Source organism: Streptococcus sp. ELY_137 (genome assembly GCF_058314515.1).
In genome coordinates this window covers 1-15,276 of sequence record NZ_JBZFUL010000001.1, presented here as the reverse complement: position 1 = coordinate 15,276, position 15,276 = coordinate 1, and the positions used below count along the sequence as shown (strand labels likewise).

The following is a 15,276-nucleotide window of genomic DNA, read 5'->3' as shown; positions in this document are numbered from 1 at the left end:
TCCTTTCTAATTTTGCCTCAACTATCAACTAAGATTAGCAATGGTACAGCCTGAGCCACCCGCATTTTGCGGTGCATAGCCAAAGCTCTTGACGTGACGGTGACTTCGTAAATATTTGGTCACACCTTCACGGATAACACCGGTACCTATGCCGTGAATGATGTCGACCTGAGCCATATTGTTGAGCAAAGCCTGATCGATAAAATCGTCCAGCTCCTGCATAGCCTCTTCATAGCGCTTACCACGAAGATCCAAACGGGCACGCGGACCAGTTCCAGTAGACCTTTTGACCACATTAACTTGTTTTTTCTTGCTGACCTTCTTATTTTCTTGATTTTTCACCAAATTAAACTCAGATTCTTTCAGAGTCATCTTGATCAAACCAACTTGAGCTTCCCAACGTCCATCCTTAAGCTGGCTGGTCAGCGTTCCTCGTTGACCATACGCTAACACAACAATATCATCACCAATCTTAGGGGCGCGTGCTGCTTTCTGTCGTTTAGCCTTGCGTAAAACCTTATTTTTAGAGAGATCTTCACCTGGTGTCAGTTTTTTAAGTTGTCCCTTAGCTTCAATCACTTCATGCGGCTTAAGCTGCGAACGTTCATTGAGATTTTTAAGAATTTGATCGCTTTCTGCTAAGGCCCTATCTACCATTTGGCGAACTTGTTCCTGTGCTTTTTCCAACTCCTTATCATAGGCGTGTGAAAATTCATTGTAAAGTTTTTTAACGGCCCGATTAAATTTGAGATTTTCCTGCTCAACTTCTCGGATATGATCCAGACGCTTGCGACTTTCAGCTGTTTGAGCCTCCAGCTGCTCAATGATGGCATTGGTATTGCTGTCTTGATTAGTCATTCGTTCAGCATCATCCACTATAATCTTAGCTAGGCCCAAGCGTCTGGCAATCTCAAAAGCATTGGAGCGCCCCGGAACGCCCTGCATAAAATGATAGGTCGGACTAAGACTGTCCACATCAAATTCCATACTGGCATTCTGAACATGAGCCGTTTCAATACCATAAGCCTTAAGTTCAGGATAATGAGTTGTTGCCATAGTCTTAATATTGCTGAGACGCAAATGCTCTAAAATAGCCATGGCCAGACTGGCACCTTCTTGGGGATCGGTTCCCGCTCCCAACTCATCGAGCAGAACTAGACTCTGCTTATCAGCCTGTCCCAAAATATCGACGATATGCCCCATGTGGCTGGAAAAGGTCGATAAACTCTGCTCAATTGATTGCTCATCACCAATATCAGCAAAGATTTCCTTAAAGATGCTGACCTTACTGCCCTTATCGGCTAAGATAGGCAAACCAGACTGGGCCATCAACTGGGTTAGACCGAGTGTTTTCAGCATGATGGTTTTACCACCCGTATTAGGCCCCGTGATAAGAATAACTGTCAGGTTTTCGGAAAAATGCAAGTCATTAGCAACAGGGGCAGTCAGCAAAGGATGGCGGACATTGAGCAAATGAACCGTTTTGTCCTCCGATAATTCCGGAAGACTAGCCTGATACTCTTGCATAAAAAGGTACTTCGCGCGAACAAAATCAAGATGGCCAATCAGCCATGCATTATTGCGAAGCGCTTGCCTATGAGGACGAAGCAGCTGAGATAATTCATGCAAAATGCGACGCAACTCATGACGCTCGTCCGCTCTAGCCTGAGTAATCTCTTCATTAACTTGAACAACGGCACGCGGTTCAATATACACCGTTCCTCCCGACGAAGAAATATCATGAACAACCCCTGCTATCCGGTTGCGGTAGGTATTACGAACAGGCAGCACACTTCTGCCATTGCGGCTGGCAATCAGATTTTCGGCTAGTAAATCAGCCTTGTTCTTAAGCATATCTTGTAGAATCTGACGTACTTGGCTTTCCCCTTGATGGATACGACGACGGATTTTCTCTAAGTCAGAACTAGCAAAATTCTCGATAAATCCACTATCATTCACAGCTTGCAGACTCCCCTGCAACTTAGGAAAGATTTCTAGATTTTCAAAAAGCCGATGCAAAGCTCCTAGCTCGACATTCTCCAAATTTTCATAAAAACGAGCAAGCTCAGCAGAAACTTCTAAAAGACGCTTGAGCGCAATGAGTTCATCAACATTAAGATCAGCATCTAACTCTAATCGACCCAGAGGTTCCGCTATAGTACCAACTGCTCCAACAGCAAAGCCATGTTCCTCTACAAAAAGCTGCTCCATATCACGAATTTCAACGAAAGAGCGCTCAATTTTGTCGCGATTAGTTTCAGGAAGCAGCTGCTGCAGCTCCTCTTGACCGGCCTGAGTTTGTAAATAAGGCTCAAATTGATTTTTGACCTTGGCAAATTCCAAAGCTTCTAAAATTTTCATGTTCATAGGGATATTATAACAGATTTATGCCTAAATGAGCGGCCTCTAATATACCTTCCTAGCCACTAAACCCTGTCACTCAAGCGCTTAGCTGTCACCGAGCAAAAAGAATAGTCTTAATCACACAGTAAATCAAAGTAACCTTGCTTCATCAACCTTAATTCTCATTTTGGCACTCCACTAGATCTATTGTTGCAGCCTACTGTTCAAGTCACAGCTGCGACATTCAAACATTTTGGGGACATTAAGCACTGTAGGAAACTATTATCCTATACAAAGTTCGAGGCTGGAACACAAATGTTCCAGCCTCAGTCATTAATATATCTTGATTTAATTCAGCAAAAATTTCGGGAAAAGCACGACTAATACCTTAACCAGCCAGCTATCTGCTAGCATATTCTGCAGGCCTGTAATTGGGAGGGTAGCTAAAACAGTTAAAAAAGCCCCTAAGCTAAAGAGTGCCACAAAGACTGCTAATCCACCAGCAAGCAACTGCTGATAAGCTAACATTTCAAGACGGGGGCTGCTTACAACATGGGCAAAAATCCCAAAAAATCGCCAGATTAAGTAAACAGTGAGGTAAAGGAGAAGAAAAGCTACTCCAGCATAATAAAGCCGATTTAGACCAAAGATATTCTCTGAGGTGAAAAACTGCATCTCAGCTCCTTTTGTAGGATTAGCATAAGGGACCCAGAGATTAAGAATATCGGCAAGCTTATTTTTAAAAAGGAAAGCTACTACAATCGCGAATAAACTGCCGATAAAGTAAAAGACCTGCAAAAACAGGCCTCGCCTGTAGCCAATATAAAACTGCCAAGCAAGAAGCAAGAGAACGATAAGCGAAATCATGCTTCGCCACCACTAGCTGCCTTGTTAGCCTTTCTGCCTTTAATCGCTGTCAGTTCCTTCTTACGAAGTTCCTCTAATTCTGCCTCTTTTTTATCAAACTCAATCTCACGGCTGAGCTGGGTTGATAAAGAGTTGATAGCCATCAAAATAGCAACCGTTTCATCATCTGCAGAAGGGAGAGCCTCTTTGATAGCTTCATACTTCTCGCGCGCGACCCTCTCAACTTCCTCCATAAAGAGATTGTCCTTATCAGTCGTCAGCGTCAGCGGTTTCTGGCCAAACGTAAATTTATAGCGATTCTTTGTCTTTGTCATACTCGTACCTCTTTGCCTGCCATTATACCGTAAAATTCCCCTTTCGACAATCCTCACCTTCCACAAAAAGAAGAAGGATTAGCTTCACTGTTATAGGCATTCCCAATCTGGATTTACTCTGGCAAGCAGTCAATAAAATTTCTGTGCCTTCTTTCTGCCACGATAAAGTCTTTTATGATAGAATAGTTTTCATGAATACTCTCGTCATGAAAATGGGGCAGGGAAGAACTGAACAGCTACCGACAGAATTGGCTGCCTATCAGATTAGCAACAAAAACCCCTATGTCAGCTTTGCAGCTAAAGTGCAGGGAACGACCGTGCTTGTTTATACCTCTGGCAAGGTCGTTTTTCAAGGAAGAGAGGCTGAAATACTGGCCCAGCAGTTTGGTTTGTCAACTAGTACTGATAAGGGGGCAGCTGAGGTTGATCAGCAGAATTTGACCCTCATCGGCTCCGACGAAGTTGGCAATGGCTCCTATTTCGGTGGTCTCGCTGTTGTCGCTAGCTTTGTAACACCTAGCAAGCACCCTTTTTTAAAAGAATTGGGAGTAGCTGATTCCAAAGCTCTGACAGACCAAAAGATTCAGCAGATAGCCCCACTCCTCGAGGAAGCCATTCCCCACAAGTGCTTGCTGTTATCGCCGCAAAAATATAATGAGGTCGTTGGGCCAGGCAAGTCTTACAATGCTGTATCCGTCAAGGTAGCCTTACACAATCAAGCTATCTATCTCCTCCTTCAGGAAGTAGACAAACCGGATAAGATTGTAATTGATGCTTTCACGAATTATCAGAATTACCAAAAATACCTCAAGCAGGAGCGCAACCAATTTGACAATCCCTTAACTTTTGAAGAAAAAGCTGAAGGAAAATATCTGGCTGTTGCTGTTAGTTCTATTATTGCCCGCAACCTTTTCTTGGAGAACCTCAAGGTCCTAGGTCAAGAGTTGGGCTATCAGCTCCCCAGCGGTGCAGGAAGTAAGCCTGACAGAGTTGCCAGTCAAATTCTTGAAGCCTATGGCATGCAGGGACTGAACTACTGTGCTAAACTTCATTTTGCCAATACCAAAAAGGCACAAGCCTTATTAAAAAATAAAGGATAACTATTACCATGTCTGCAATTTCATCTAAACAAACCACTAAGACTTTTGACCCCCCTATTGTCACCTTTCTTAAAGAGTGGGGAGTTTTAATTTCTATCATTGTTTTACTTTTACTCAGTCGTATCTTCATCTGGAGTGTAGTGACTGTCGATGGCCACTCCATGGATCCTACTCTTGCCCAAAATCAGCGGCTTATCGTTCTCAAAACAGCTAAGATTGAGCGTTTTGATATTGTTGTTGCCAAGGAGACCGAAAAAGGTAAATCGAAACAGATTGTCAAGCGGGTTATCGGTATGCCTGGTGATATTATCACCTACAATAACGACGTTTTGACTGTCAATGGTAAGAAGGTCAATGAAGAATACCTCCAGTCTTATCAGAAGAAATTTGCCCAAGATAAGTTGCAATCGACTTACTCCTATGATACCTACTTTCAGCAGCTCGCTAGAGCGGCTAAATCTTTTACCGTTGATAGTCAAGGTAATGCTAATTTCACTGTTAAAGTTCCCAAAGGGCAATATTTCCTCCTTGGTGATGACCGTATTGTTTCCAAGGATAGCCGCCTAGTCGGAACCTTTGACAAGGATGCCGTCGTCGGGGAAGTCAAGTTACGTTTCTGGCCTTTAACCAAAGTAGGGGGCGTAGAATAGTCCTATAATAATTATGGAGAGACAGCAGAAGCCACTGGTTAGCATTTTGCCTTACTCTCTTTTTTATTAGCCCAATCAAGTTATAAACATCAAGGAAGCACCAGCTTATGAGTCACGTTTATTTTTCTGGAACTGTCGAACGTATTATCTTTGAAAATGCCAGTAATTTTTTTAAAATTCTTCTCCTTAATATCGAAGATACCAATCATCCCGACTACGAGGATAGCGATATCATCATCACTGGAACCATGGCTGACATCATGGAAGATGAAGACTATACCTTCTGGGGAGAAGTCATCCAGCACCCTAAATACGGGGAACAGCTCAAGGCCGATCGCTATGAACGCGCCCAACTGACTGCTGCTGGTCTTATCAAATATTTTGCCAGCGATAACTTCAAAGGGATTGGTAAAAAAATAGCCCAACGCATTGTTGAGGCTTATGGTGATGGCAATACGATCGATAAGATTTTAGCCAACCCTGATAAACTAAAACAAATCTCTGGACTTTCAAAAGACAGTCGAAACAGCTTCCTCACTAAGTTAAAAAGTAATTACGGTACTGAGCAAGTTCTTTCCAAATTAGCGGAATACGGTCTCAGCAACCGCCAAGCTCTCGATATTTTTGATACCTATAAGGAAGAAACACTAGATATCCTTCAGGACAATCCCTATCAGTTGGTCGAGGACATTAGAGGAATCGGCTTCAAAATTGCGGACACTCTGGCAGAGCAGCTGGGGATCAAGAGTGATTCTTCCAAACGTTTCCGAGCAGCCTTAGTCCACGCTTTAACAGAACTCTCTATCGAACGCGGGGATACCTATGTAGAAGCCCGCGACTTGTTAGAGTATGCCATCAGCCTTTTGGAGAACGCCCGCCAAATCGAGCTTGATCCTACGCTAGTTGCTAACGAGCTGACGCATTTAATCACCGAAGATAAGGTACAAAATGTCGGTACCTATATTTTTGACAATAGCCTCTTCTATGCCGAAGAAGGGATTAAAAAGCATATTAGTCGTATTCTTGAGACACCGTTGGTGCAGACACCTAAAGCCGAAACGGTATTGACCATTCTCAAAGATATCGAAGAAGAGTTCAATCTCAGCTACGACAGTATCCAAAAAACAGCTATCCAAAAGGCTTTAGCCAGCAAAATTTTTCTTCTAACTGGAGGTCCGGGCACAGGTAAAACAGCTGTTATCAACGGCATCATTAGGGCTTATGCTGAACTCTATAACATTGATTTAGATAAGGGTGATATTCCCATCATTTTAGCAGCGCCAACCGGACGAGCTAGCCGCCGAATGAACGAACTCACAGGACTGCCTGCCGCGACTATCCATCGCCACCTCGGCCTAACAACTGATGATAATGATTATCAAGCGCTTGATGACTATCTTGATTGCGACCTGATTATTATCGATGAATTTTCCATGGTTGATACCTGGCTCGCTAATCAGTTGCTTGCTAGCATCTCTTCCCATACGCAAGTTATCATTGTTGGTGACAGCGATCAGCTCCCATCAGTAGGTCCGGGACAGGTTCTGGCGGACTTCCTTAAAATAGAGCAGCTGCCACAAATTAGTCTGACTAAAATTTTTAGACAATCTGAAAATTCCACTATTGTCACCCTAGCCAGTCAGATTCGGCAAGGACAGCTCCCCAGTGATTTCACCGCCAAGAAAGCAGACCGCTCCTATTTTGAAGCACAAGCCAATCACATTCCTGCTATGGTAGAACAAATCGTTACCTCTGCGGTCAAAAACGGCATTGCTCCTTTCGAAATTCAGATTTTAGCCCCCATGTACCGCGGTCAGGCTGGGATTAACAACCTCAATACCCTGATGCAAAACCTTTTAAATCCTTTAACAGGCCAGAATGAATTTCGCTTCAACGACTTAAGCTTTCGCAAAGGAGACAAGGTTCTCCACCTCATTAATGATGCTCAACTCAATGTATTTAACGGAGATATTGGCTATATTACTGACCTTATCCCTGCTAAATACACTGAGAGCAAACAGGATGAAATCTATATGGACTTCGACGGTAGCGAAGTAGTCTATCCACGCAATGAATGGTCAAAGATAACCCTAGCCTACGCCATGTCCATCCATAAATCACAGGGAAGTGAGTTTCAGGTCGTTATTTTACCTCTGACACGCCAGAGCGGCCGTATGCTCCAGCGCAACCTGCTCTATACAGCTATTACTCGTTCCAAGAGTAAACTTATCCTGCTGGGAGAAATAACAGCCTTTGATTATGCCGTGAAAAATCAAGGCAGTCAACGCCATACTTATCTGGTTGAGCGCTTCAAAGATCCAGAACAAGCCGAAGTTAAAAACCAGACAGCTGATTTGAAGACTGTTAATAGTAATGAGCGTACTCTAGCTGTTTCTGATGACGAAACAGCTAGTCAAACACAAAAAAAGTTGGACCGTCAGTCCGAATCTGCCCTAAGTTATCGCCTTACAGACGATAACTTACTGACTATTGACCCTCTTATTGGTTTAGAAGAAGCTGACTTTGCTCATTTCTTTAAGTCCCATCAAGACCAAGTTTAATCCCCTGAACATATAGGAGTTATGCTATGATACCTATCCAAGATTTAAAAAAAATTTTTAAAAAATCAAACCGACCAGTTGCTGTCCTGCATCTTATCAATCTAGTGCTAAACAGTTTGACACTTTTAGCCTATATTCTTTTGATGTACTCCCTCCAAGCAGACCTCTATCCTAAAACTGGTTACCCTTCAGCTGCTGATGCCAGTAATGCCTTGCAAAATTTACCGGGTAATTTTACATTTAACACATTAGTAAATATTATTTTTAATGTTGTTATCATGGTTTTAGCCTTTCGAAATCAAGCCAAACTAAGGAAAAATCAAGGACTATCTGAATGGCCTTATCTACTAGGCTACACTCTCTTTGCTATCAATGTCCTATCCGACTGGATAACAGCGGGAATCACTATCAATCTCTTTTTACAAATTATCTACCTTCCTTTTTATGCTTCCTCCCGCAAGGCTGCCCGCCTTTTAAACAGTTCTTTATAGCTATCACTCACTCTCTTTCCTTGTATTTTTACCTTAATGATGAAATAAATGATAATCCTCCAGTCTGCCATTACCAATTCCTCTGACGACTTTAAAGATTGAAATGAACACACCAATTAAAACTAGGAATTAATACTTTTACTTATTCTAACTAAAACGAATGGATCTGGACAAACCAAGTTACCAGACCCATTCGTTTTTATTAAATATCCAGAGGAATATCTTCTCTATGATCTTCCAATCCTGCTACCGTAACACCCAAAAGTCGTACTCCCAAAGTTGTCCTGTCCTCTAGTTCATCAAAAATAGCGCAGGCTTCCTTTTCAATAGTATCACCATCATGGGTAGCTGACTCTAGGCTATGGCGCTTAGTCAGGGTCGAAAAATCCGAATATCTAACCTTTAGCACAATGATCCGCCCCTGTTTTTGATGCTGCTCTAGACTAGCCGCAACCCGTCTGACATTTTTTGCAATCTCTGCCCTAATATCCTCCTCGCTGTAAAGAAGTTTACCATAAGTACGTTCACTGCCAATAGACTTGCGCTCACGATTGGGCTTAACAGGACTGTTAGAAATTCCCCTTGCCTTGCGGTATAAGTCGTAACCAAAACGGCCAAAATAATCAATTAAAGTCATCTCAGGTACAGCCTGCAAATCGCCTCCCGTATAAATACCTAACTCATGTAGACGCTTGACCGACTGCTTACCGACACCGTGAAATTTTTCTATCGGTAAAGTGCTTAAGAAATCTTCTGCCTCCTCTGGTAAAATCAAAGTCAAACCGTGGGGTTTTTCAAAATCACTAGCTAGCTTGGCCAAAAATTTATTATAGGAGACGCCAGCTGAACAAGTTAAACGCAATTCATGCCAGATATCAAACTGAATCATTTTCGCAACTTTGACAGCTGATTTAAGTCCTTTCTTATTATCTGTAACATCCAGATAAGCCTCATCAATGGACATAGGTTCTACTAAATCCGTATAGCGTCTAAAAATCTCCCGAATACGAGTACCAATACTACGGTATTTCTGATAATTACCAGAAATAAAAATAGCATCTGGACAGCGTTCCAAGGCTTCTTTTGCATTCATAGCTGAATGAATTCCGTATTTTCTAGCTTCATAATTACAAGTAGAAACAACACCGCGCCCGCCAGTCTTTCTTGGATCGGCTCCAATAATAACCGGCTTTCCAACCAGCTCAGGATTATCGCGCTCCTCAACAGCAGCAAAAAAAGCGTCCATGTCAATATGGATAATTTTTCTGCTAGTATCGTTCAAGAGAGGAAAAATGAGCATACACAGGCCTTCTTTTATATTTTTGTTAGTTTATTATACAACATTTTCTGTGAGATTTCCAATCAAGCAATTTATAAGACAGTTAAAAGAATTTCAGGAACTGTATTATAAAAGAAACCCCTATTATCAGATTTTTTTCTTGTGAAAACGGTTACTCTGTGTTACTATTATACTGTAAATTGTAACAGATAAATCTGTTACTAGATTAGGAGAATTTTTTATCATGGCTACTGTCAAAACCAACACTGATGTCTTTGAAAAAGCTTGGGAAGGCTTCAAAGGTACCGACTGGAGAGAAAAAGCAAGTATTGCCCGCTTTGTGCAAGCAAACTATACCCCTTACGATGGTGACGAAAGCTTCTTGGCTGGTCCAACTGAACGGACCTTGCACATCAAAAAGCTCGTAGATGAAACTAAAGCTGGTTACGAAGCGCAAGGACGCTTCCCGATGGATACTCGCCCAACATCAATCGCTGATATCGATGCTGGTTATATCGACAAAGATCAAGAATTGATATACGGTATTCAAAATGATGAGCTCTTCAAGCTTAACTTTATGCCAAAAGGCGGTATCCGCATGGCCGAAACCGCTTTGAAGGAACACGGATACGAACCAGATCCAGCTGTTCATGAAATCTTTACAAAACATGTGACAACTGTTAATGATGGTATCTTCCGTGCTTACACTTCAAATATTCGTCGTGCTCGTCACGCCCACACTGTAACTGGTTTGCCAGATGCATACTCACGCGGACGTATCATCGGTGTTTATGCTCGTCTTGCCCTTTATGGTGCTGACTACCTTATGCAGGAAAAAGTTAATGATTGGAATGCTTTAACAGAAATTGACGAAGAAACCATTCGTCTCCGTGAAGAAGTTAACCTGCAATATCAAGCTTTACAAGATGTTGTTAAATTAGGTGACCTTTATGGTCTTGATGTCCGCCGTCCTGCTTATGATACAAAAGAAGCTGTTCAATGGACTAATATTGCCTTCATGGCTGTCTGCCGTGTTATCAATGGTGCGGCTACTTCTCTTGGACGTGTTCCAATCGTTCTTGACATCTATGCTGAACGTGACTTGGCTCGCGGTACTTATACTGAAAGTGAAATCCAAGAATTTATTGACGATTTCGTTATGAAACTGCGTACGGTTAAATTTGCCCGCACTAAAGCATACGATGAACTGTATTCAGGTGACCCTACCTTTATCACTACTTCTATGGCTGGTATGGGAGCGGATGGCCGTCACCGTGTTACCAAGATGGATTATCGTTTCTTAAACACCTTGGATAATATTGGTAATTCACCAGAACCAAACCTGACTGTTCTTTGGACAGATAAATTGCCATACGCTTTCCGTCATTACTGCATGCATATGAGTCATAAGCACTCTTCTATCCAGTACGAAGGTGTGACAACAATGGCTAAAGACGGTTACGGTGAAATGAGCTGTATCTCATGCTGTGTATCACCGCTTGACCCTGAAAATGAAGAGCAACGCCACAACATCCAATACTTTGGTGCTCGTGTAAATGTTCTGAAAGCTCTCTTGACTGGTCTTAACGGTGGTTACGATGATGTTCATAAAGACTACAAGGTCTTCGATATCGAGCCTATCCGTGATGATGTCCTAGACTTTGATACTGTTAAGGAAAACTTTGAAAAATCATTAGATTGGTTGACTGATACTTATGTTGACGCCCTTAACATCATCCACTACATGACTGATAAGTACAACTATGAAGCTGTACAAATGGCCTTCTTGCCTACTCATCAACGTGCTAACATGGGATTCGGTATCTGTGGTTTTGCCAACACAGTTGATACGCTTTCAGCTATCAAGTATGCTACTGTTAAACCAATTCGTGATGAAGATGGCTACATCTACGATTACGAAACAACTGGTGATTACCCACGTTGGGGTGAAGACGATCCTCGTTCAAACGAACTAGCAGAATGGTTGATCGAAGCCTACACGACTCGTCTTCGCAGCCACAAGCTTTACAAGAATGCTGAAGCTACTGTATCACTTCTTACAATCACATCTAATGTTGCTTACTCTAAACAAACTGGTAACTCACCAGTCCACAAGGGTGTTTACCTCAACGAAGATGGTACAGTTAACTTGTCTAAACTCGAATTCTTCTCACCAGGTGCTAACCCTTCTAACAAGGCAAAGGGTGGTTGGTTGCAAAACCTTAACTCTCTTGCAAGCCTTGACTTTGGCTATGCAGCAGATGGTATCTCATTGACCACTCAAGTTTCTCCACGTGCTCTTGGTAAGACTCGTGATGAACAAGTAGATAATCTTGTTACTATCCTTGATGGTTACTTTGAAAATGGTGGCCAACACGTCAACCTCAATGTCATGGACCTTAAAGATGTTTACGACAAGATCATGAATGGTGAAGATGTTATCGTTCGTATCTCTGGTTACTGTGTTAACACTAAGTACCTGACTAAGGAACAAAAGACTGAATTGACGCAACGTGTCTTCCACGAAGTTCTTTCAATGGATGATGCAGCTGAAGCCATTTCAGGCCAAGCTAAATAAAATCCATTTATAAAAGGCTTTGCCGCTTAGGCAAAGCCTTTTTTTTACTTTGAGATTTTCCCCGTCACTGCCCCAAGGCTTCTTTGATGACTGCAATGAGCTCATCACGATCCAAAATCCACTGAGCTCGTTCATCCTTATCGTAAGTGCGGTTAGATAGGAAAATAGCAGCTTGCTGTTCCTTACGATTAAACATAATAAAAGTACCAGTGTAGCCAGTATGGAGGAGCCAGTCCCCTTGCTTGTCCCAAGCAAGACTGCGTTCCTTATGTCCTGAAGGAGCATAATTGTGACGAAGGGATTTTGCAAAATCCTGTATCAAATAAGCCTGACTAAAGAGCTCTAAATCCTTTAACGTTGAGAAAAGGCCTGCAGAACCCGTATGAACACCCAGAACCTGCGCTTTGGGATCATGAACTCGACCAGATGGTAAACCTTTTACTGTCGGTACTGCCGCTGCTACAGGCCCAAAACCTGTTTCTGACATTCCAAAAGGTTTAAATACACGTTCAGAAAAAAGTTGAGATAGGGATTGACCAGTCACGCGCTCAAGCATAAAACCAAGTAGGATAAAGTTAATATCAGTATAGTGGAAATCCTTTTTTTCTATCACCTGAATGTTGTTAATAGCCGCTTTCAAACCTGCTGCATCTAAATCATCCCGATTCGGAATAAAGGGCTCAATACCAGAAGTATGGGTCAGGAGCTGACGAATGGTGACCTGCCCATTATCAAAGTCAGGATAATAGAGCTTGAGCGGTTGATCCAGCCGAATAGTTCCTTCATCAATCAATTGAAGTATCACAGTACCAACTCCCACAACCTTGGAAACACTGGCCAAATCATAAACCAAGTCTGGTCCAACCGGTAGGTGCCCATCCTGAGTGCCTAGATAATATTCCTGCCAGTCACCACGATACAGACCTAGACTGGCACCACGATAAATACCAGCCTCAATCTGGACCCTAATTTTATCTAAAATAACTTTCATTTACTGAACCAAATTTCTACACGGCTAGGATCTGAAAGAACAAGCACAGTCTGGGCCCTATCCAAGTAAACATCCAGACCTAAAGTTTCAAGATGAGATTTCAGCATTGATAGATCATAGTCGTCTGGAACATGATATTCAAGAAACTCAAGATCCCAAGTGCTATTAGGTTCAGCCTGTAAATCGGATCCTTGAGTTAAACGTAAATCCGGCAGAAAAGATAAGCCAGCAAAATACTGATAAAAGTGATTCGATTGCTGTAAATCAGGAACATTTAAAATAAGCTTATCCACTTGATAGTCAGATAGACCCTGAAAATTTTCTATAATTTGGAAAGACCACTTCTGATTAGAGATATCTTTCAGACTAGACACATCGTCTTCCGCATGTAGCAAGATAGTATCTCCTTCTGGCGACAGAGCTTCAAAAGCATAGCCATTGTCGCCTTTATAAAGGTGTTGATAAGAGGCGCCTTTTGCTAAAAGAGCCTCGATCTCCCCTGCCACTGTTGCTTTTATATAAAGACGATGGAGCTTTTTTGGCCCTTCTACCGCACGAACACGCATCGATGGTGACTCCTCAATCCGAAAACGATTAATTTTCTTAGCATGACCACCGAAAAAAACCTCGGTGTTTTCTTCCTTTAAAACCTTAAATCCCAGCGTCTTACAATAAAACTCTATATTACGTTCGCGATTATTCACCCGCAGAACAGGTGCTGATAAACTAATACCATCAAATATTGTCATAATACTCTCCTTATACAAAGTTCAAGACTCTTAAAAAGTAGCTATCATTTTAGAAAAGCACCGCTGCTTAAGCTAAAACGTGCTGGACTTAACCATTTTGGCTACTTGATTAAGGCCAATGCAATTGTATTTCTAAATCGTGATTTCTCAACCCGATCTCCTCCATTTTAGTCAAAAACTATCCATTTGACAAATAATTATGCGCCCTAAGCAAAAACTATTTACTATTATGTTTTTTTTCTGTAAACTAGCTATATGAACGAAAATATTATCTTACATGTTATCCAAGCAACTTTGGTAATAGCTATGTTGGCGATTATCATCGAACTTTTTCTTCACATTCGCCATAATAAAATTGATATTTTTAAACGCTTCTTCACGGGTTTTTGGATTGGCCTCATCACAGATATGCTAGATACCTTAGGAATTGGATCTTTTGCGACGACGACAACCCTCTTTAAAATTACTAAACTTAATGATGATGATAGCAAGTTGCCGGGTACTATGAATACAGCCCATGTTATTCCAGTTATGGTGCAAGCTCTTTGCTTTATTCTGGTTGTTAAAGTTGAGCCTTTGACCCTGGTTCTCATGGCAGCAGCTTCCTTCTTTGGCGCCCTCTATGGAACACGAATCACCAAAAATTGGAATGAAAAATTAGTCCAACTGATTCTAGGTAGTCTGTTGATTGTTGCAGCCTTAATCATGCTCTACCGCATGCTTACTAACCCTGGAAATAACCTGTCCAATAGCATCCATGGTCTGCACGGTATCTGGCTCATCGTCGGGGTAATATTCAATTTTATCATTGGAATCCTCATGACAATGGGATTAGGCAACTACGCACCTGAGCTCATCTTCTTCTCACTTATGGGACTCAGCCCAACCATTGCTATGCCGGTTATGATGCTGGATGCGGCCATGATTATGACAGCTTCCAGTACACAATTTATCAAGGCCGACCGTGTTAATTGGACCGGCTATGCTGGTCTTGTTCTTGGAGGTATCATTGGAGTGCTGATTGCTGTTAGATTTTTGACGAGCATCGATCTCAATACTCTCAAAACATTGGTCGTGGGGATCGTTATCTTTACTGGTATTATGCTTATCCGCTCGTCCCTTATCAAAAAAATCTAGCTTAAAGCTAGATTTTTTTGATAAATTATAAAGATAAGCTACCTCAGATGCCAGGCATTTCTAGATATTTTTTAATACTTAAATTGTCAATTTAAGTTGGACAGTTTCACCTGACTCAGAAAAACATGATAAGGGGTTTGATAATTTAAAGATTTTCTAGGAATTCTATTTCTCTTATCAGCTATAGCTGATAAGGTGTTTTGTGAAACACCTTTA

The 15,276-nt window shown here is 41.8% G+C and carries 12 protein-coding genes and 1 pseudogene; 6 read left to right on the top strand and 7 right to left on the bottom strand.

The window, feature by feature from the left end:
• Nucleotides 1-24 precede the first annotated feature (24 nt).
• The 3 genes from AC4HAO_RS00065 to AC4HAO_RS00055 form a co-directional block, all read right to left on the bottom strand.
• Nucleotides 25-2,367: an endonuclease MutS2 gene (locus AC4HAO_RS00065; protein WP_491134185.1), complete on the bottom strand. Its 2,343-nt coding sequence runs from the start codon at nt 2,365-2,367 to the stop codon at nt 25-27.
• A 324-nt stretch (nt 2,368-2,691) separates the two neighbouring features.
• Entirely contained in the window at nt 2,692-3,210 is a 519-nt protein-coding gene (locus AC4HAO_RS00060) for a CvpA family protein (protein ID WP_491134184.1), read from the bottom strand.
• On the bottom strand, nt 3,207-3,524 hold the full coding sequence (locus tag AC4HAO_RS00055) for a hypothetical protein (RefSeq protein WP_447451867.1): 318 nt from the start codon (nt 3,522-3,524) through the stop codon (nt 3,207-3,209). Before AC4HAO_RS00055 ends, AC4HAO_RS00060 begins: the two co-directional genes overlap by 4 nt.
• A gap of 191 nt (nt 3,525-3,715) precedes the next feature.
• Here AC4HAO_RS00055 and rnhC point away from each other — a divergent pair, with 191 nt between their 5' ends.
• The 4 genes from rnhC (at nt 3,716) to AC4HAO_RS00035 (ending at nt 8,326) form a co-directional block, all read left to right on the top strand.
• A complete protein-coding gene (gene rnhC, locus AC4HAO_RS00050) occupies nt 3,716-4,624 on the top strand; it encodes a ribonuclease HIII (protein ID WP_491134183.1) in 909 nt (302 codons plus the stop codon).
• An 8-nt stretch (nt 4,625-4,632) separates the two neighbouring features.
• The gene (lepB, locus tag AC4HAO_RS00045; RefSeq protein ID WP_491134182.1) at nt 4,633-5,274 is read left to right on the top strand and encodes a signal peptidase I; all 642 of its coding nucleotides are present in this window, start codon (nt 4,633-4,635) and stop codon (nt 5,272-5,274) included.
• A gap of 107 nt (nt 5,275-5,381) precedes the next feature.
• Nucleotides 5,382-7,835 (top strand): SF1B family DNA helicase RecD2, encoded by a 2,454-nt coding sequence (gene recD2 / locus AC4HAO_RS00040; RefSeq protein WP_491134181.1) that lies wholly within the window; start codon nt 5,382-5,384, stop codon nt 7,833-7,835.
• A gap of 26 nt (nt 7,836-7,861) precedes the next feature.
• The gene (locus AC4HAO_RS00035) at nt 7,862-8,326 is read left to right on the top strand and encodes a hypothetical protein (RefSeq protein WP_447451863.1); all 465 of its coding nucleotides are present in this window, start codon (nt 7,862-7,864) and stop codon (nt 8,324-8,326) included.
• Between the two features lie 202 nt (nt 8,327-8,528).
• Here AC4HAO_RS00035 and dinB read toward each other — a convergent pair whose 3' ends face one another.
• The gene (gene dinB / locus AC4HAO_RS00030) at nt 8,529-9,626 is read right to left on the bottom strand and encodes a DNA polymerase IV (RefSeq protein ID WP_491093760.1); all 1,098 of its coding nucleotides are present in this window, start codon (nt 9,624-9,626) and stop codon (nt 8,529-8,531) included.
• 223 nt (nt 9,627-9,849) lie between these two features.
• On the opposite strand from dinB, the gene pflB reads away from it, so the two are divergent.
• Nucleotides 9,850-12,183, top strand: a complete 2,334-nt coding sequence (gene pflB, locus AC4HAO_RS00025) for a formate C-acetyltransferase (protein ID WP_491093759.1) — start codon at nt 9,850-9,852, stop codon at nt 12,181-12,183.
• Between the two features lie 64 nt (nt 12,184-12,247).
• Here pflB and AC4HAO_RS00020 read toward each other — a convergent pair whose 3' ends face one another.
• On the bottom strand, nt 12,248-13,174 hold the full coding sequence (locus tag AC4HAO_RS00020) for a serine hydrolase domain-containing protein (protein ID WP_491134180.1): 927 nt from the start codon (nt 13,172-13,174) through the stop codon (nt 12,248-12,250).
• The gene (locus tag AC4HAO_RS00015; protein ID WP_491134179.1) at nt 13,171-13,923 is read right to left on the bottom strand and encodes a CppA N-terminal domain-containing protein; all 753 of its coding nucleotides are present in this window, start codon (nt 13,921-13,923) and stop codon (nt 13,171-13,173) included. The genes AC4HAO_RS00020 and AC4HAO_RS00015 overlap by 4 nt, the downstream gene beginning before the upstream one ends.
• A gap of 255 nt (nt 13,924-14,178) precedes the next feature.
• Between AC4HAO_RS00015 and AC4HAO_RS00010 the strand changes: the two genes are divergently transcribed.
• Nucleotides 14,179-15,060 carry a TSUP family transporter gene (locus AC4HAO_RS00010; RefSeq protein WP_491134178.1) on the top strand — a complete coding sequence of 294 codons (882 nt, stop codon included), beginning with the start codon at nt 14,179-14,181 and terminating at the stop codon, nt 15,058-15,060.
• An 86-nt stretch (nt 15,061-15,146) separates the two neighbouring features.
• Here the strand turns inward: AC4HAO_RS00010 and AC4HAO_RS00005 are convergent.
• Nucleotides 15,147-15,276: pseudogene (locus AC4HAO_RS00005) on the bottom strand (IS30 family transposase); the annotation flags it as partial.